The organism is Kribbella italica (genome assembly GCF_014205135.1).
Lineage (GTDB): Bacteria > Actinomycetota > Actinomycetes > Propionibacteriales > Kribbellaceae > Kribbella > Kribbella italica.
The window spans coordinates 5234857-5251829 of record NZ_JACHMY010000001.1; the positions used below are offsets into that span (position 1 = coordinate 5234857).

The window sequence follows — 16973 nt, forward strand, 5'->3', positions numbered from 1 at the left end:
TCGAATCTCTCCGTAGGTTGCTTGCGCGTCGTCAACTGACCAGAGGTCAGCGACGCCGTGACTTCCGGTCGTCCTTCTCGTGACCCTTGAACGTGCGGGTCGGGGCGAACTCGCCGAGCTTGTGCCCGACCATCGCGTCCGTCACGAACACGGGCACGTGCTTGCGGCCGTCGTGCACCGCGAGCGTGTGGCCGATCATGTCGGGAATGATCATCGACCGGCGGGACCAGGTCTTGATCACGTTCTTGGTGCCCTTCTCGTTCTGCACCTCCACCTTCTTGAGCAGGTGGTGGTCGACGAACGGGCCTTTCTTGAGGCTGCGTGGCATTTCTGTCCGGCTCCCTATCAGCGCTTCTTGCCGGCCTTGCGGCGCCGGACGATCATGCGGTCGCTTTCCTTGCGGGTGCGGGTCCGGCCCTCAGGCTGACCCCACGGGGACACCGGGTGGCGTCCACCCGAGGTCTTGCCCTCACCACCACCGTGCGGGTGGTCGACCGGGTTCATCGCGACACCGCGGACGGTCGGGCGCTTGCCCTTCCAGCGCATCCGGCCCGCCTTGCCCCAGTTGATGTTCGACTGCTCGCCGTTGCCCACCTCACCGAGGGTGGCGCGGCAGCGCACGTCGACCATCCGGACCTCGCCGGACGGCATCCGCAGGGTGGCCATCCGGCCCTCCTTGGCGACCAGCTGAACGCTGGCACCGGCGGAACGGGCCATCTTGGCGCCGCCACCCGGGCGCAGCTCGACGGCGTGCACCGTGGAGCCGACCGGGATGTTGCGCAGCGGCAGGTTGTTGCCCACCTTGATGTCGGCGGCCGGACCGTTCTCGATGATCGTGCCCTGCTTCAGGTTCGACGGGGCGAGGATGTAGCGCTTCTCCCCGTCGACGTAGTGCAGCAGCGCGATCCGCGCGGTGCGGTTCGGGTCGTACTCGATCTCGGCCACCTTCGCCGGGACGCCGTCCTTGTCGTACCGCTTGAAGTCGATCAGGCGGTACGCCCGCTTGTGACCGCCACCGTGGTGCCGGGTGGTGATCTTGCCGGAGTTGTTCCGGCCACCCTTCTTCGGCAGCGGGCGGAGCAGGGACTTCTCAGGGGTCGAACGGGTGAGCTCGACGAAGTCGGCCACGCTCGAGCCACGACGGCCCGGCGTTGTCGGCTTGTATTTGCGGATACCCATTACGACTGGCCTCCGAAGATGTCGATGCGGTCGTCGCCGGACAGGCTGACGATCGCTCGCTTGGTGTCCGGGCGCTTGCCCCAGCCGGCACGGGTGCGGCGGCGCTTGCCCTTGCGGTTCAGTGTGTTGACGCTGGTCACGCGGACCTTGAACACCTTCTCGACCGCGAGCTTGATCTCGGTCTTGTTGGCGTCCGGTGCGACCTCGAACGTGTACTTCTGCTCGTCCAGCAGGCCGTAGCTCTTCTCGCTCACGACCGGCCGCAGCAGCACGTCCCGCGGGTCCTTGTTGACTCCGTGGCTCATGCTTCTACCTCCTGCTCGGCTTCGGTCGACGTCGCGACAGCCTTGACGGACTTGCCCTTGGGCGCGCCGGCGACGAAGGCCTCCAGCGCTGCCTTGGTGTAGACCACCGCGTCGCTGCAGAGCACGTCGTACGCGTTCAGCTGGTCGGCGGCGATCAGGTGCACGGTCGGCACGTTGCGCAGGCTCACCCAGGTCAGCTCGTCGGCGCGGTCGACGACGACCAGCACCTTCACGTGCTCGGTGACCTCGGCCAGCACCTTCAGCGCCGCCTTGGTCGACGGCACGTCGCCGTCCACGAACTGCTCGACCACGAAGACGCGGCCGTCACGGGCCCGGTCCGAGAGCGCACCGCGCAGGGCGGCGGCGATCATCTTCTTCGGGGTCCGCTGGCTGTAGTCGCGCGGGGTCGGGCCGTGCACGACGCCACCACCGGTGAACTGCGGCGCCCGGGTCGAACCCTGGCGAGCGCGGCCGGTGCCCTTCTGGCGGTACGGCTTGGCGCCACCACCGGAGACCTCGGCGCGGGTCTTCACCTTGTGGGTGCCCTGGCGCGCAGCGGCCAGCTGGGCCACCACGACCTGGTGGATCAGCGGGATGTTCACCTGGACGTCGAACAGCTCGGCCGGGAGCTCGACGGAGCCCTTCTTGCTGACCTTGTCGCCCTTGACGACGGTCACGTCGACGGTGCTCACTTGCTCGCTCCCTTCGCGGCGTTGCGGATCAGCACGAGGCCGCCCTTGGGGCCGGGGACAGCGCCCTTGATCAGGATCAGGCCGCGCTCGACGTCGATGGCGTGCACCTTGACGTTCTGCGTGGTCACCTGCTCGTGGCCCATCCGTCCGGACATCTTCATGCCCTTGAAAACCCGGCCCGGGGTGGCGCAGCCGCCGATGGAACCCGGCGAGCGGTGCTTCTTGTGCACACCGTGGGTGGCGCGCAGGCCGTGGAAACCGTGCCGCTTCATGACACCGGCGAAGCCCTTGCCCTTGCTGGTGGCGGAGACGTCGACGATCTCGCCGGCCTCGAAGGCCTCGGCCTTGATCTCCTGGCCCAGCGTGTACTCGCTGGCGTCAGCGGTACGCAGCTCCAGCAGGTGCCGGCGCGGGGTCACACCGGCCTTGTCGAAGTGGCCGCGCAGGGGCTTGGTCACCTTGCGCGGGTCGATGTCGCCGAACGCGATCTGCAGACCGTCGTAGCCGTGGGTGGACGAGGTGCGAACCTCGGTCACCACGCACGGACCGGCCTGGATCACGGTGACGGGAACGACTCGGTTGTTCTCGTCCCAGGTCTGGGTCATGCCGAGCTTGGTGCCCAGCAGCCCTCGCGTGTTCTTCTGCTTGCTCATAGGTCAGCGTTCCCTCAGAGCTTGATCTCGATGTCGACACCGGCCGGGAGGTCGAGCCGCATCAGCGAGTCGACGGTCTTCGGCGTGGGGTCGATGATGTCGATGAGCCGCTTGTGGGTGCGCATCTCGAAGTGCTCGCGGCTGTCCTTGTACTTGTGCGGCGAGCGGATGACGCAGAACACGTTCTTTTCCGTCGGCAACGGCACCGGGCCAGCAACCTTCGCACCAGTACGCGTCACCGTGTCGACAATCTTGCGCGCCGAGCTGTCGATGACCTCGTGGTCGTAGGCCTTCAGCCGGATGCGGATCTTCTGTCCCGCCATCGCTTCGCTTCGTCCTTCTCTATCGTCTTCGTTGCGTTGCTCCGACCCCCGAGGTCGGGTGTGTCGTGCACCGGGCGCATACGTGCGCCAGTCACGACTCTTCGACCCTGACGGATCTACCCAGCAGTGGAGATCGGGATTCGGTCTCGGACCGAACCTCGGCATGGTCTCCGGTCCGGCGCGACCTGCCAGACCCTGAAACGGTCTGGGGCGCGCCCCGGCGGCCTCGCCTGAGCAACCTGAATAGTGTGCCAGAGATCGGCACCGGAATGCCAATCGAGTGGCCTCATGCCTGGATCCGGCACCACCTGAGTGCCGGATCAGGCACAAAGCAGAGGTCCGCGGGGCTCAGCGTGCGAGCCCTCGCGGACCTCGTGAGATCACTTGATGATCTTGGTGACCCGGCCGGCGCCGACGGTACGGCCACCTTCCCGGATCGCGAACTTCAGGCCCTCTTCCATGGCGATCGGCTGGATCAGCTCGACCGACATGTCGGTGTTGTCGCCCGGCATGACCATCTCGGTGCCCTCGGGCAGCGTGACGACGCCGGTGACGTCCGTGGTGCGGAAGTAGAACTGCGGGCGGTAGTTCTGGAAGAACGGCGTGTGGCGGCCGCCCTCCTCCTTCGACAGGATGTAGACCGACGCGTCGAAGTTGGTGTGCGGGGTGGTCGTGCCCGGCTTGATCACGACCATGCCGCGCTCGACGTCCTCGCGCTTCGTACCACGGAGCAGCAGACCGACGTTCTCACCGGCCTGGCCCTCGTCGAGCAGCTTGCGGAACATCTCGATGCCGGTGACCGTGGTGGTCTGCTTGGCCTCGCGGATGCCGATCAGGTCGACGGTCTCGTTGACCTTGACCACGCCGCGCTCGATCCGGCCGGTGATGACCGTACCGCGACCCGTGATGGTGAAGACGTCCTCCACCGGCATCAGGAACGGCTTGTCGATCTCGCGCTCCGGCTGCGGGATGTACTCGTCGACCGCGGTCATCAGCTCGATGATCGACTCGCCCCACTTGGCGTCGCCCTGCAGCGCCGGGTGAGCGGCGACGCGGACGATCGGCGCGTTGTCGCCGTCGAACTCCTGGTCCGAGAGCAGCTCGCGGACCTCGAGCTCGACGAGCTCCAGGATCTCCTCGTCGTCGACCATGTCGCACTTGTTCAGGGCGACGACCATCGCCGGCACGCCGACCTGACGGGCGAGCAGCACGTGCTCACGCGTCTGGGGCATCGGGCCGTCGGTGGCGGCGACAACCAGGATCGCGCCGTCCATCTGGGCCGCGCCGGTGATCATGTTCTTGATGTAGTCCGCGTGTCCCGGGCAGTCGACGTGGGCGTAGTGCCGGGCCTCGGTCTGGTACTCGACGTGCGCGATCGAGATGGTGATACCGCGCTGGCGCTCTTCCGGCGCCTTGTCGATCTGATCGAAGGCCGAGGCCTCGTTCAGAGTCGGGTACTTGTCGTGCAGCACCTTGGTGATCGCCGCGGTAAGAGTGGTCTTACCGTGGTCGATGTGACCGATGGTGCCGATGTTGACGTGCGGCTTAGTCCGCTCGAACTTCGCCTTAGCCACTGGGGCCCTCCTGGAAAATGTTGACTTACGCCGTACGCCGACGCGCTGTGGGTTGGTTGGTCCGGGGCGAGATTACTCGCCGCGGGCCTTCTTGATGATCTCTTCCGCCACGTTCTTCGGAACCTCGGCGTAGGAATCGAACTGCATCGAGTACGACGCGCGGCCCTGGGTCTTCGACCGCAGGTCACCGACGTACCCGAACATCTCGGACAACGGCACCGTCGCCTTGATGGCCCGGCTGCCACCGGGGCCCTCGTCCATCGACTGGATCTGGCCACGGCGCGAGTTGAGGTCGCCGATCACTTCACCCATGTAGTCCTCGGGAGTGATCACCTCGACTGCGAACATCGGCTCGAGGATGACCGGCGTGGCGCGGCGGGCCGCGTCCTTGAAGGCCATCGAACCGGCGATCTTGAAGGCGAGCTCGGAGGAGTCGACGTCGTGGTAGGCACCGTCGGTCAGCGTGACCTTGATGTCGACCATCGGGTAGCCGGCCAGTACGCCGAACTCCATCGCTTCCTGCGCGCCCTCGTCCACCGACGGGATGTACTCCCGCGGGATCCGGCCACCGGTGACGGCGTTGACGAACTCGTACCCGCCCTCACCTCCGGCCTCGACGGCGGTCGGCTCGATGTTGATGATCACACGCGCGAACTGACCCGAACCACCGGTCTGCTTCTTGTGCGTGTAGTCGACCTTCTCGACCTTCTTCTTGATCGTCTCGCGGTAGGCGACCTGGGGCTTGCCGACGTTGGCCTCGACGCGGAACTCGCGCTTCATCCGGTCGACCAGGATCTCCAGGTGGAGCTCCCCCATACCGGCGATGATCGTCTGGCCCGTGTCCTCGTCGGTCCGGACCTGGAAGGTCGGGTCCTCGTCGGCCAGGCGCTGGATCGCGACGCCGAGCTTCTCCTGGTCGGCCTTCGACTTGGGCTCGATGGCGACCGAGATGACCGGAGCCGGGAACTGCATCGACTCCAGGATGATCGGCTTGGCCGGGTCGCACAGCGTCTCGCCGGTGGTGGTGTCCTTCAGACCCATCACGGCGACGATGTGGCCGGCGCCGACCGACGCGATCTCCTCACGCTTGTTCGCGTGCATCCGGTAGATCTTGCCGATCCGCTCCTTGCGCCCCTTGGTGGGGTTCAGGACCTGGGTGCCGGTCTCGAGCTTGCCCGAGTACACCCGGATGAAGGTCAGCTTGCCCAGGTGCGGGTCGGCCGCGATCTTGTACGCCAGCGCAGAGAACGGCTCCTCGTCGGCCGGCTTGCGGCTGACGACGACGGACTCGTCCTTGACGTCGTGGCCCTCGATGTCGGGCACGTCGAGCGGGCTCGGCAGGTAGGCGTTGATCGCGTCGAGCAGGGGCTGCACGCCCTTGTTCTTGAACGCCGTACCGGTCAGCACCGGGGTCAGCTTGCTGGCGATGGTCGCGCGGCGGATGGCCGCGACCAGCTGCTCCTGGGTGGGCTCGTCGCCCTCCAGGTACAGCTCCATGATCTCGTCGTCGGCCTCGGCCAGCGTCTCGATCAGCTTGTCGCGCCACAGCGCGGCCAGCTCGGTGTGCGTGGCGGGGATCTCCTCGACGGTGTAGTCCTCACCCATCGTGGTCTCACCGCGCCAGGTCAGCGCCCGCATGCCGACCAGGTCGACGACGCCGATGAAGTCGGCCTCGGCACCGATCGGCAGCTGCAGCACCAGCGGCACGGCGGCCAGCCGGTCGACGATCATGTCGACGCAGCGCATGAACTCCGCGCCGGTGCGGTCCAGCTTGTTGACGAAGCAGATCCGCGGTACACCGTACCGGTCCGCCTGGCGCCACACGGTCTCGGACTGCGGCTCGACACCGGCGACACCGTCGAACACCGCGACGGCGCCGTCGAGGACGCGCAGCGAGCGCTCCACCTCGACGGTGAAGTCGACGTGCCCGGGGGTGTCGATGATGTTGATGGTGTGGTCTTTCCAGGTGCAGGTCGTCGCGGCGGACGTGATGGTGATGCCGCGCTCCTGCTCCTGCTCCATCCAGTCCATCGTGGCGGCGCCGTCGTGGACCTCACCGATCTTGTAGGTGATACCGGTGTAGAAGAGGATCCGCTCGGTCGTCGTCGTCTTGCCGGCGTCGATGTGGGCCATGATGCCGATGTTGCGCACCATGCTCAGGTCGGTGGTGATTTGTACGGCCACCTCGGTGGTCTACCTCTCGATTCTGTCGTGCCTAGAAAGAGTGAACTGGGGCCCGGTGCGGGCCCCGCGTCACCAGCGGTAGTGGGCGAAAGCCTTGTTGGCTTCGGCCATCTTGTGCGTGTCCTCGCGACGCTTCACCGACGCGCCGAGACCGTTGGACGCATCCAGGATCTCGTTCATCAGGCGCTCTCCCATGGTCTTCTCGCGACGCGCACGGGAGTACGAGGTGAGCCAGCGCAGGGCGAGCGTGGTCGAGCGGTTCGGCTTGACCTCGATCGGCACCTGGTAGGTGGCACCACCGACGCGGCGGCTCTTCACCTCGATGCTGGGCTTCACGTTGTCCAGCGCGCGCTTCAGCGTGATGACGGGGTCGGTGCCGGTCTTCGTCCGGGTGCCCTCGAGCGCCGTGTAGACGATGCTCTGCGCGATCTGCTTCTTGCCGTCCACCAGGATCTTGGAGATCAACTGGGTGACCAGCGGCGAACCGTAGACCGGGTCGATGATGACCGGCCGCTTCGGGGCGGGACCCTTACGCGGCATTAGCTCTTCTCCTTCTTCGCGCCGTACCGGCTGCGAGCCTGCTTGCGGTTCTTCACACCCTGGGTGTCGAGCGAACCGCGAATGATCTTGTACCGGACACCGGGAAGGTCCTTCACACGGCCGCCGCGGACGAGCACGATCGAGTGCTCCTGCAGGTTGTGGCCGACACCCGGGATGTAGGCGGTGACCTCGATGCCGCTGGTGAGGCGGACACGGGCAACCTTGCGAAGCGCCGAGTTCGGCTTCTTCGGGGTGGTCGTGTAAACGCGCGTGCAAACACCACGACGCTGAGGAGAACCCTTCAGGGCCGGCGTCTTGTTCTTCGACACCTTGTCCTGGCGGCCCTTGCGGACCAGCTGCTGAATGGTGGGCACCGCGTAGGTCTCTTTCTGTCGTCCGGTCAGTTCCTGCGCGCCTGACCCCCGCGGTCGGGTGTGTCGCGTGCGCACGGGCGTACCGGAGCCGTAATCTTTCTGACTGTCGGCAGAAGTCCCGTGCCACGCGCGCAAACCCGCGAAACGAGGGGCACGCATGACGGCCCAGGATGACCCGGGCACGATCGTTAAGACTAGCGGCTGCCCCATGCACGGTCAAAACAGACCACCGTGCGGCAAGGGGACTAGGCCGCCCTATCAGTCTACCGGACTCCGGACGTCGTCCAAGCCAGTATCCCCAGGCGCCATCACGATCGTGAATGTGTGATCGCGGTAAATCTCCTCCGCCACCCGTTGGGAGCGCTCGATCGCTGCGGCATAGTCACGCCCATCAGGTGTAACAGCCTGGTAACGGGGATCCATCTGTACGCCGTTCCGCCGCCCTGGAGCACTTTGTGGATCACGACCCTGTCCCTCCTTCCCCCGACTCCTCCCCCGTCGTCAGACGAGCCGCGATCGGCACCGTCGCCGGCGTACTGGCCGCCGGCGGGCTGGGTGCCGAGCTCCTGTCCCGGCGGGGCAGTCTGAGCGAGCGAGTCGCCGCGGCACCCGGTGCGCCCGAAAGATCCGGTACGTCGCCCAGCAGGTCGGCCGTTGCCGAGCGCCCGGCTCTGGCGACCCAGGAGGACGACCGGGACTCCAGCTACGTCGCCGGCGACCAGCGGCCGAAGCAGCCCGCCCAGACCGGCTCCACCCGCGACTACGCCGGTTTCGCCGAGGCGGCCAAGGCCGGACGCGTCGTACCGGGCCTGCTGGTCGACAAGACCGGACCGCTGACCAGCGCCCAGGCCCAGCGGCATCTGCTCAACCGGGTCACGTTCGGCCCGAGCCCGTCGGACGTGGCGAGCCTTGCGAAGCTGGGGATCGACCGCTGGCTTGCGGCTCAGCTGTCGCCGACCACGAAGGACCCGGCCGGTGACGAGGCCTGGCGGGCCTTCAAGCTCGCCGGTGCCGACGTGGCGACGGTACGACGGTCGATCGGGCAGTACTCCTGGGACGCGATGTTCCAGACCGGCTTCGCCACGCTCGGCCGGCAGGTGTTCGGCCGGCGGCAACTGTTCGAGGTGGTCGTCGACGTCTTCTCCAACCACCTGCACGTCGCCACCCCGTCCGACCGCGGCTGGGACGTCGCGCCGCACTACGCGGCCGCCGTGATCCGCAAGCACGCCTTCGGCCGGTACGCCGACATGCTCAAGGCGGCGATGCGGCACCCGGCGATGCTGCACTTCCTCGACAACGACACCTCCACCCGGGAGAGCGTCAACGAGAACCTCGGCCGCGAGCTGCTCGAGCTGCACACCGTCGGCGTCTCCTCCGGGTACACCGAGAAGGACATGCGCAGCAGCGCGTACGTCCTGAGTGGTCGCGGCTCGAACGACGACGGCGAGTTCGACTACAAGCCGGAGCGCCACCGGACCGGCCGCGTGAAGGTGCTCGACTGGTCCTCCGCCAATACCTCCGCCAAGGGCGGGCTGGCGCTCGGCGACAAGTACCTCGACTACCTGGCCAAGCATCCGTCGACGGCGAAGACGATCGCACGCAAGCTCGTTGTACGGTTCGTCGACGACGTGCCGCCGCCGGCGCTGGTCGCCCGGCTGGCGCAGATCTACCTGCGCAACAACACGGCGATCCTGCCGGTCCTGACCGCACTGTTCCGCAGCGGTGAGTTCTGGAACTCCCTGGGACGCAAGACAAAACGGCCGCTCGAGGACGTCGTCGGAACCGCCCGCGCGCTCGACCTGCCGTTCGGGCCGACCACCGGCAAGGGCCTCGAAGCCATGTACTGGCAGCTGAACAACCTCGGCCACGCGCCGCTGGCCTGGCCGTCGCCGAACGGCTACCCGGACGTCGCGCCGGCCTGGTCGTCAGCCGGCCAGATGCTGGAGCGCTGGTCGTCGCACCGGGCTCTTTCGTGCGGCTGGTGGGACGGCCTGAAGCGCGAGAAGCTTCCCGCCGACCTGCAGCCGAAGTCCGGCGACACCTACCGCGAGTGGTTCGACCGGCTCGGCCTGCGGCTGATCGGGCAGCGCCCGAACTCCCGTCAGCGCAGCGCCCTGGCCACGTTCGTCGGCGCCAAGACCACGTCGCGCGTCGACCAGGGCCGGATGGAGTGGCAAGCAGGCCACGTCGTCGCCCTGGTTCTCGACTCTCCTCAGTTCCTCGCCCGCTGATCTTGGTCCGGCCGCGCCGCCCCTGCGGCCGGACCGTTCTCTTCGTAGGAGTCCTGCTCGATGGAACAGACCCTTTCCTCACTGCATCCCGACTGCCCCGACTGGCAGCGGCTCGGGCCGACGCCCACCGACGCCGCCGTTCGAGCACAGGCCACCGCTGTCGCCACCGAAGAGGACGAGCGGCGGGAGAAGTGGAGCCACGGGTTCACGCGACGCCGGCTGCTCGCCGGCGGGCTCGGTGTCGGCGTTGCCGCCGTCGCCGACCAGCTGGTGACGACGCGCATCTCGTGGGCCGCGCCGGGCGCCGCGTCGACCGGCACGTTGGTGGTGATCTTCCTGCGCGGTGGGATGGACGGGCTCTCGGTCCTCGTCCCGGCCGACGATCCCCAACTGCTGAAGGCCCGGCCGGGCATCGCCGTACGGGGTGCTTCGCTGATCGGCTTCGGCCGGGACTTCGGGCTGCATCCGGCGATGGCGCCGTTGACGCCGCTGATCACGTCGGGCCGGCTGGCCGCCGTACCGGCGGTGTCGACGCCCGACCTGACCCGCAGCCACTTCCAGGCGCAGGACTGTCTCGAACGGGGTGGGGCCGCGCGGTCGTCGGTGCAGTCGGGCTGGCTCGACCGGGTGATCGCACAGCTGGGCCCTGGTACGACGTTCCGCGGGCTCGGGATCGGTGCACGGATGACGCGGTCGCTGCTCGGGCCGACGAATCCGGTGATGCTGACGTCGCTGAAGGACTTCGGCGTCAAGGGGATCGACGGGGTCGCGCCGCAGACGCTGAAGGCGCTGGAGACGCTCTACACCGGGCTCGACCATCCACTCGGCGTACAAGGGCTTGCTGCTCTGCAGGCGTCGGCGAAGGCGCAGAGCTACCAGCAGGCGATCCAGACCGAGCCGAAGGACCGTGGTTATCCCGAGGGTGAGTTCGGCTCGTCGCTGGCGACGCTGGCCACGTTGATCCGCAACAAGGCGGGAGTGCGGGTGGCTGCGGTGGACCTTGGTGGGTGGGACATGCACACCGACATCGGGAACGTCGACGGCGGTGATCTGACCAGGACGCTGAAGACGGTGGCCGAGGGGTTGGCGGCCTTCACCGCCGAGCTGGGGCCGGAGCTCGAGAACACGACGGTCGTGACGATGAGCGAGTTCGGCCGGCGGGTGGAGCAGAACGGCAACAGCGGCGCTGACCACGGGCACGGCGGGGTCACGCTGGTGCTCGGCGGCCGGGTCAAGGGCGGCGTGCACGGCAAGTGGGAGGGCCTGGAGTCGAAGGTCCTGGACCAGGGCGACGTGCCGGGGACGAACGACTACCGCGATGTGCTGTCGGACGTCGTGATGGGCCGGCTCGGACTGAGCTCAGCGCAGGCGAGCAAGGTGTTCCCGGGCTGGAAGGCCAAGTCCTTGGGGATCATGACCTAGGAGGGTCACCCGACCGGCACGACCACCGGCGCCGACCAGTGATGGCCGGCGCCGGTGTGCAGGTCGTCAGGCAAGGAAGCGGACCTCGACGATCAGCCCGTCCTGCACGCGGTACATCACGATCGTCGGCACCGGACCCTGGTCGGTGTCGTGGCGGACGGACTGCTCCACCACCCACTCCCCCAGCATCATCCGCTGCTGCAGCTCGGTCTTGCACTTCCCGGCGTCGAACAGCGGCTGGTAGTACTCGCGCAGCGACCGCCGGCCGCGCAGTACGGCCCCGTCCGCGAACTGCAACTGAGCGGTCGGCGAGTACAACGCGAGGAACGCCTCGAGATCGTGCGCCGCGTACGTCGCGTGCTCCCGCTCGACCACCCGGGTCGCCGGGGTCTCGAAGGAGAAGGCGGTAGCCACCACGGCCGTCAGATCAGGCGCCACTGACGGAATGGAGGTGGAGGACTTCTCGGCAACTGGTGTAGGAGTGGGGCTCTTGGCAGTTTCTACTACTGCTGCTGCCTTCGGAGCCGGGGTGGGCCTCCTCGGTGCAGTGGTGGTCTTCTTCGCCGGGGAGCCGGCGGGGCTCACCTTCGAAGTCTCGGTCGGCGTCGGGATCGGGAGAGTGGAGGTCGCGGTGGGGTCTTCGCCCAGGTGGGCGATGGCCCAGTCCAGCGCCTTGGTGACCGCGGCGCGGGATTCTTCGGTGTGGTCGAGCATGTCGAAGCCGTGTTGCCCTTTCGGTACGTCGATGATGTCCAGCGCGGCACCGCCGGCGGAGACGAACTCCGCGACCGGACCGGCGAGCTCGGCGCGCTCGCGGCCGACCCTCGTCAGCAGCACCGGCAGGTCCTTGTCCTTCTGTTTGCCGATCACTTCGGCAGCGTTGACCAGTTCGTCGACACCGGGCGGTGTGGCGAGCATCGGGTAGGTCAGCATCAGGCAGCGCAGCCAGTCCGGCCGGCTGTCCAGCCATTCCCCCGCGAGCAGTCCGCCCCCCGAGAAGAACCAGAGCGCGACGCGCCCCGGATCCACCCGCGGGTCGGCCCGCAGTACACCGACGGCGGCCTCCACGTCGTCGGCTGCGGTGAGCAGCTGGTCGAGCCCACGGATCAGCCCGTGCTCGACCACAGCAGCCACCAGACCGCGCTGTGCAGCCGCGGTCGCGTATCCCTGGAACACCGGCCACTCCCGAGGCAGCACCTCGAGGTCGGCCGGCATGGGACCCCCGTGCACCAAGAGAATCGCGCCCGTCCGGGCAGTGCCGGCGGGGTGGTAGAGGTCGACGTGACCGACCCTTTCCACCCGCACCTCCCCGGCGTCGGCGACCGGCAGAACAAAGGGCCGCAGATAGGGCGGGAGATCCGTCATGGAGTCATCTTGGCCTATCCCGCGGACACTTGCAGCCGCCACCCCGCGAGGCTTCTCCGACACGCCGAAAACGACCGCGGACAAGCGTTTGAGATGCCCTCGGTACGCCGTACGAACAGCGCCCGTTCGCACCGGTACGCCGTACCGGCCGGACCCCGGAAACGCCGCGAGGGCGGCACCCCCAGGTGGGAGTGCCGCCCTCGGCGGTGTGTGGTGCTTCGGCTCAGTTCTGGTACGAACCGAGGTCGAAGTCGTCCAGCGGGACCGACTGCCCGGCGGACGGGCCGAAGTCGTAGTCGTACGACTCGTAGCCGACCATCGAGTACATCGCGGCCTTCGCCTCCTCGGTGGGCTCCACCCGGATGTTGCGGTAACGGTCCATACCGGTACCCGCCGGGATCAGCTTTCCGATGATGACGTTCTCCTTCAGACCGACCAGCGAGTCGGACTTGCCGTGGATCGCGGCCTCGGTCAGGACCCGGGTCGTCTCCTGGAAGGAGGCGGCCGACAGCCACGACTCGGTCGCGAGCGACGCCTTGGTGATACCCATCAGCACCGGACGACCCGAGGCCGGCGTACCGCCCTCGGCCACGACGCGGCGGTTCTCCGCCTCGAACATGATCCGGTCGGCCAGCTCACCCGGCAGCAGGTTCGCCTCGCCGGACTCGATCACCGTGACCCGGCGCAGCATCTGCCGGACGATGATCTCGATGTGCTTGTCGTGGATGGCCACACCCTGCGACCGGTACACGGCCTGGACCTCGTCGACCAGGTGCTCCTGCGCCTTGCGCACACCCAGGATCCGCAGAACCTCCTGCGGGTCGGGCGTACCCTGCGTCAGCTGCTGACCGACCTCGACGTGCTGACCGTCCTCGATCAGCAGCCGGGCCCGCTTCGACACCGGGTAGGCGACCTCCTCGGAACCGTCGTCCGGGGTGAGCACCAGCTTCCGGGTCTTGTCGGTGTCCTCGATCGCGATCCGGCCGGCCGCTTCGCCGATCGGCGCCTTGCCCTTGGGCTGGCGGGCCTCGAAGAGCTCGACCACTCGCGGCAGACCGTGGGTGATGTCATCACCCGCGACACCACCGGTGTGGAAGGTCCGCATCGTCAGCTGCGTCCCCGGCTCACCGATGGACTGCGCCGCGATGATGCCGACGGCCTCACCGATGTCGACCGTCTTACCGGTCGCCAGCGAACGGCCGTAGCACTTCGCGCAGGTCCCCGTCTTGGCGTCACAGGTCAGCACGGAGCGGACCTTGACGACCTCGACACCGGCCTCGACCAGAGCGGCGATGGACACGTCGCCCAGGTCGCTGCCCGCGGTCAGGACGACCTTGCCGTTGGCACCCTCGACATCGGTGGCCAGCGTCCGTGCGTAGGCGCTGGTCTCGACGTTCTCGGCGTGCACGACCTTGCCGTCCGGGCCCTTCTCACCGATCTGCTTGGGCAGACCGCGCTCGGTGCCGCAGTCCTCCTCGCGGATGATGACGTCCTGCGAGACGTCCACCAGACGACGGGTCAGGTACCCGGAGTCGGCGGTCCGCAGCGCGGTGTCGGCCAGGCCCTTCCGCGCACCGTGGGTGGCGATGAAGTACTCGACCACCGACAGGCCCTCGCGGAAGTTGGACTTGATCGGCCGGGCGATGATCTCGCCCTTCGGGTTGGCCACCAGGCCACGCATACCGGCGATCTGCCGGATCTGCATCATGTTGCCTCGGGCACCCGAGTGGACCATCATCCAGATCGGGTTGGCCTTCTCGAAGTTCTCCTCCATCGCCTTGCCGACCTCGGCGTTGGCTCCGGTCCAGATCTCGATCAGTTCCTGACGCCGCTCGGACGAGGTGATCAGACCCCGCTCGAACTGCTTCTGGACCTTCTCGGCCTGCGACTCGTAGCGCGCCATGATCTCGGGCTTCGACGGCGGCGTGCTGAAGTCGTCGATCGACACCGTGACACCCGAGCGGGTGGCCCAGCGGAAACCGAGGTCCTTCAGCGCGTCCAGGCAGTTGGCGACCTGGACCTTGGAGTAGCGCTCGGCCAGGTCGTTGACGATCGAGCCCAGCTGCTTCTTGCCGACCTCGGCGTCCACGAAGGTGTAGTCGGCCGGCAGCGCCTCGTTGAACAGGGCGCGACCCAGCGTCGTCTCCAGCGAGAACCCACCGTTCGGCAGCGCGAGCGCGCCGTCGGGTGCGGCGGCCTCGTCGAGGCGCAGCGTGATCTTCGCCTGCAGCGACAGCTCGTTGCGGTCGAAGGCCATCAGCGCCTCGGCCACGGAGCCGAACGCCCGGCCCTCACCCGTGACGCCGTCCTTCAGCATCGTCAGGAAGTAGATGCCGATGATCATGTCCTGCGTCGGCATCGTGACCGGACGGCCGTCGGCCGGCTTCAGGATGTTGTTGGTCGACAGCATCAGGATCCGCGCCTCGGCCTGGGCCTCGGCCGACAGCGGCAGGTGCACCGCCATCTGGTCACCGTCGAAGTCCGCGTTGAACGCGGAGCAGACGAGCGGGTGGATCTGGATCGCCTTGCCCTCGATCAGCTGGGGCTCGAACGCCTGGATGCCGAGCCGGTGCAGCGTAGGTGCACGGTTCAGCAGGACCGGGTGCTCGGTGATGACCTCTTCCAGCACGTCCCAGACCTGGGCGCGCTGACGCTCGACCATCCGCTTGGCGGACTTGATGTTCTGCGCGTGGTTGAGGTCGACCAGCCGCTTCATCACGAACGGCTTGAACAGCTCCAGCGCCATCGCCTTCGGCAGACCGCACTGGTGCAGCTTCAGCTGCGGGCCGACCACGATGACCGAACGGCCGGAGTAGTCGACGCGCTTGCCGAGCAGGTTCTGACGGAAACGACCCTGCTTGCCCTTGAGCATGTCGGACAGCGACTTCAGCGGCCGGTTGCCCGGGCCGGTGACCGGACGGCCACGACGGCCGTTGTCGAACAGCGCGTCGACGGCCTCCTGCAGCATCCGCTTCTCGTTGTTGACGATGATCTCCGGAGCGCCCAGGTCGAGCAGCCGCTTGAGCCGGTTGTTCCGGTTGATCACCCGGCGGTACAGGTCGTTCAGGTCCGAGGTGGCGAACCGGCCACCGTCGAGCTGGACCATCGGCCGCAGGTCCGGCGGGATGACCGGGACGCAGTCCAGGACCATGCCCATCGGGCTGTTGTTGGTGGCCAGGAACGCGGTGACGACCTTGAGCCGCTTCAGGGCGCGGGTCTTGCGCTGGCCCTTGCCGGTCTTGATCGTCTCGCGCAGGTTGTCGGCCTCGGCCTTCAGGTCGAAGGTCTGCAGCCGGCGCTGGATCGCGGCCGCACCCATCGCGCCCTCGAAGTACTTGCCGAACCGCTCCTTCATGGCGCGGTAGAGGATCTCGTCGCCCTCGAGGTCCTGGACCTTCAGGTTCTTGAACCGGGTCCAGACCTCGTCGAGGCGGTCGATCTCGCGCTGCGCGCGGTCGCGCAGCTGCTTGACCTCACGCTCGGCGCCTTCCTTGACCTTGCGCCGGACGTCGGCCTTGGCGCCCTCGGCCTCGAGCTGCGCCAGGTCCTCCTCCAGCTTCTTCATCCGGGTCTCGATGTCGTTGTCGCGCCGGTTCTCGAGCTGCTTGCGCTCGACGTCGGTCCGGCCCTCCAACGACGCGAGGTCGCGGTGCCGCGCCTCGTCGTCGACGTCGGTGATCATGTACGCCGCGAAGTAGATGACCTTCTCCAGGTCCTTCGGGGCGAGGTCGAGCAGGTAGCCCAGTCGCGACGGGACACCCTTGAAGTACCAGATGTGGGTGACCGGCGCGGCCAGCTCGATGTGGCCCATCCGCTCGCGGCGCACCTTCTGGCGGGTGACCTCTACGCCACACCGCTCACAGATGATGCCCTTGAACCGAACGCGCTTGTACTTACCGCAGTAGCACTCCCAGTCCCGGGTGGGACCGAAGATCTTCTCGCAGAACAGACCGTCACGCTCCGGCTTGAGCGTCCGGTAGTTGATCGTCTCGGGCTTCTTGACCTCGCCGTGCGACCACTGGCGGATCTCATCCGCAGTCGCCAGGCCGATCCGAAGCTCGTCGAAGAAGTTCACGTCGAGCACGATGTGTTATCTCCTGAAAGTTGAAGCTGTCTGAGTGAGTTGACTGT

14 protein-coding genes are annotated in these 16973 nt (G+C 67.4%); 2 read left to right on the forward strand and 12 right to left on the reverse strand.

What is annotated here, in order from left to right:
- Positions 1-46: 46 nt before the first annotated feature.
- From rpsS to rpsL, 10 genes are all read right to left on the reverse strand, one after another.
- Complete coding sequence (gene rpsS, locus HDA39_RS24395; RefSeq protein WP_077019233.1) at positions 47-328, reverse strand: 30S ribosomal protein S19; 282 nt, start codon at positions 326-328, stop codon at positions 47-49.
- 17 nt (positions 329-345) lie between these two features.
- Positions 346-1179 (reverse strand): 50S ribosomal protein L2, encoded by an 834-nt coding sequence (rplB, locus tag HDA39_RS24400; RefSeq protein WP_184798770.1) that lies wholly within the window; start codon positions 1177-1179, stop codon positions 346-348.
- Positions 1179-1484, reverse strand: coding sequence for a 50S ribosomal protein L23 (gene rplW / locus HDA39_RS24405; protein ID WP_184798772.1), 306 nt, complete (start codon positions 1482-1484; stop codon positions 1179-1181). Before rplW ends, rplB begins: the two co-directional genes overlap by 1 nt.
- Entirely contained in the window at positions 1481-2176 is a 696-nt protein-coding gene (rplD, locus tag HDA39_RS24410) for a 50S ribosomal protein L4 (protein ID WP_184798774.1), read from the reverse strand. The genes rplW and rplD overlap by 4 nt, the downstream gene beginning before the upstream one ends.
- Positions 2173-2829 carry a 50S ribosomal protein L3 gene (gene rplC, locus HDA39_RS24415; RefSeq protein ID WP_184798776.1) on the reverse strand — a complete coding sequence of 219 codons (657 nt, stop codon included), beginning with the start codon at positions 2827-2829 and terminating at the stop codon, positions 2173-2175. The genes rplD and rplC overlap by 4 nt, the downstream gene beginning before the upstream one ends.
- Before the next feature lie 14 nt (positions 2830-2843).
- A complete protein-coding gene (rpsJ, locus tag HDA39_RS24420) occupies positions 2844-3152 on the reverse strand; it encodes a 30S ribosomal protein S10 (RefSeq protein ID WP_012923688.1) in 309 nt (102 codons plus the stop codon).
- A gap of 380 nt (positions 3153-3532) precedes the next feature.
- Positions 3533-4726, reverse strand: coding sequence for an elongation factor Tu (gene tuf / locus HDA39_RS24425; RefSeq protein WP_184798778.1), 1194 nt, complete (start codon positions 4724-4726; stop codon positions 3533-3535).
- 72 nt (positions 4727-4798) lie between these two features.
- Positions 4799-6880, reverse strand: a complete 2082-nt coding sequence (gene fusA, locus HDA39_RS24430) for an elongation factor G (protein ID WP_202894053.1) — start codon at positions 6878-6880, stop codon at positions 4799-4801.
- A gap of 99 nt (positions 6881-6979) precedes the next feature.
- Positions 6980-7450: a 30S ribosomal protein S7 gene (gene rpsG / locus HDA39_RS24435; protein ID WP_184798782.1), complete on the reverse strand. Its 471-nt coding sequence runs from the start codon at positions 7448-7450 to the stop codon at positions 6980-6982.
- Positions 7450-7824 carry a 30S ribosomal protein S12 gene (gene rpsL, locus HDA39_RS24440; protein WP_012923692.1) on the reverse strand — a complete coding sequence of 125 codons (375 nt, stop codon included), beginning with the start codon at positions 7822-7824 and terminating at the stop codon, positions 7450-7452. The genes rpsG and rpsL overlap by 1 nt, the downstream gene beginning before the upstream one ends.
- 455 nt (positions 7825-8279) lie before the next feature.
- Between rpsL and HDA39_RS24445 the strand changes: the two genes are divergently transcribed.
- Together HDA39_RS24445 and HDA39_RS24450 are read left to right on the forward strand one after the other, a co-directional pair.
- Positions 8280-10055 (forward strand): DUF1800 family protein, encoded by a 1776-nt coding sequence (locus HDA39_RS24445; RefSeq protein WP_184798784.1) that lies wholly within the window; start codon positions 8280-8282, stop codon positions 10053-10055.
- Between the two features lie 60 nt (positions 10056-10115).
- On the forward strand, positions 10116-11477 hold the full coding sequence (locus HDA39_RS24450; RefSeq protein ID WP_184798786.1) for a DUF1501 domain-containing protein: 1362 nt from the start codon (positions 10116-10118) through the stop codon (positions 11475-11477).
- A 66-nt stretch (positions 11478-11543) separates the two neighbouring features.
- Here HDA39_RS24450 and HDA39_RS24455 read toward each other — a convergent pair whose 3' ends face one another.
- Complete coding sequence (locus HDA39_RS24455) at positions 11544-12842, reverse strand: nuclear transport factor 2 family protein (RefSeq protein ID WP_184798788.1); 1299 nt, start codon at positions 12840-12842, stop codon at positions 11544-11546.
- Between the two features lie 223 nt (positions 12843-13065).
- A complete protein-coding gene (locus HDA39_RS24460) occupies positions 13066-16926 on the reverse strand; it encodes a DNA-directed RNA polymerase subunit beta' (RefSeq protein WP_184798790.1) in 3861 nt (1286 codons plus the stop codon).
- Between the last annotated feature and the right edge of the window lie 47 nt (positions 16927-16973).

Bases quoted from the DNA above. Each gene is read 5' to 3' on its own strand.
- rpsS (WP_077019233.1), bottom strand. From the start codon at position 328: ATGCCACGCAGCCTCAAGAAAGGCCCGTTCGTCGACCACCACCTGCTC.
- rpsJ (WP_012923688.1), bottom strand. From the start codon at position 3,152: ATGGCGGGACAGAAGATCCGCATCCGGCTGAAGGCCTACGACCACGAG.
- rplB (WP_184798770.1), bottom strand. From the start codon at position 1,179: ATGGGTATCCGCAAATACAAGCCGACAACGCCGGGCCGTCGTGGCTCG.
- fusA (WP_202894053.1), bottom strand. From the start codon at position 6,880: ATGGTGCGCAACATCGGCATCATGGCCCACATCGACGCCGGCAAGACG.
- rpsG (WP_184798782.1), bottom strand. From the start codon at position 7,450: ATGCCGCGTAAGGGTCCCGCCCCGAAGCGGCCGGTCATCATCGACCCG.
- HDA39_RS24455 (WP_184798788.1), bottom strand. From the start codon at position 12,842: ATGACGGATCTCCCGCCCTATCTGCGGCCCTTTGTTCTGCCGGTCGCC.
- rplC (WP_184798776.1), bottom strand. From the start codon at position 2,829: ATGAGCAAGCAGAAGAACACGCGAGGGCTGCTGGGCACCAAGCTCGGC.
- rplW (WP_184798772.1), bottom strand. From the start codon at position 1,484: ATGAGCCACGGAGTCAACAAGGACCCGCGGGACGTGCTGCTGCGGCCG.
- HDA39_RS24450 (WP_184798786.1), top strand. From the start codon at position 10,116: ATGGAACAGACCCTTTCCTCACTGCATCCCGACTGCCCCGACTGGCAG.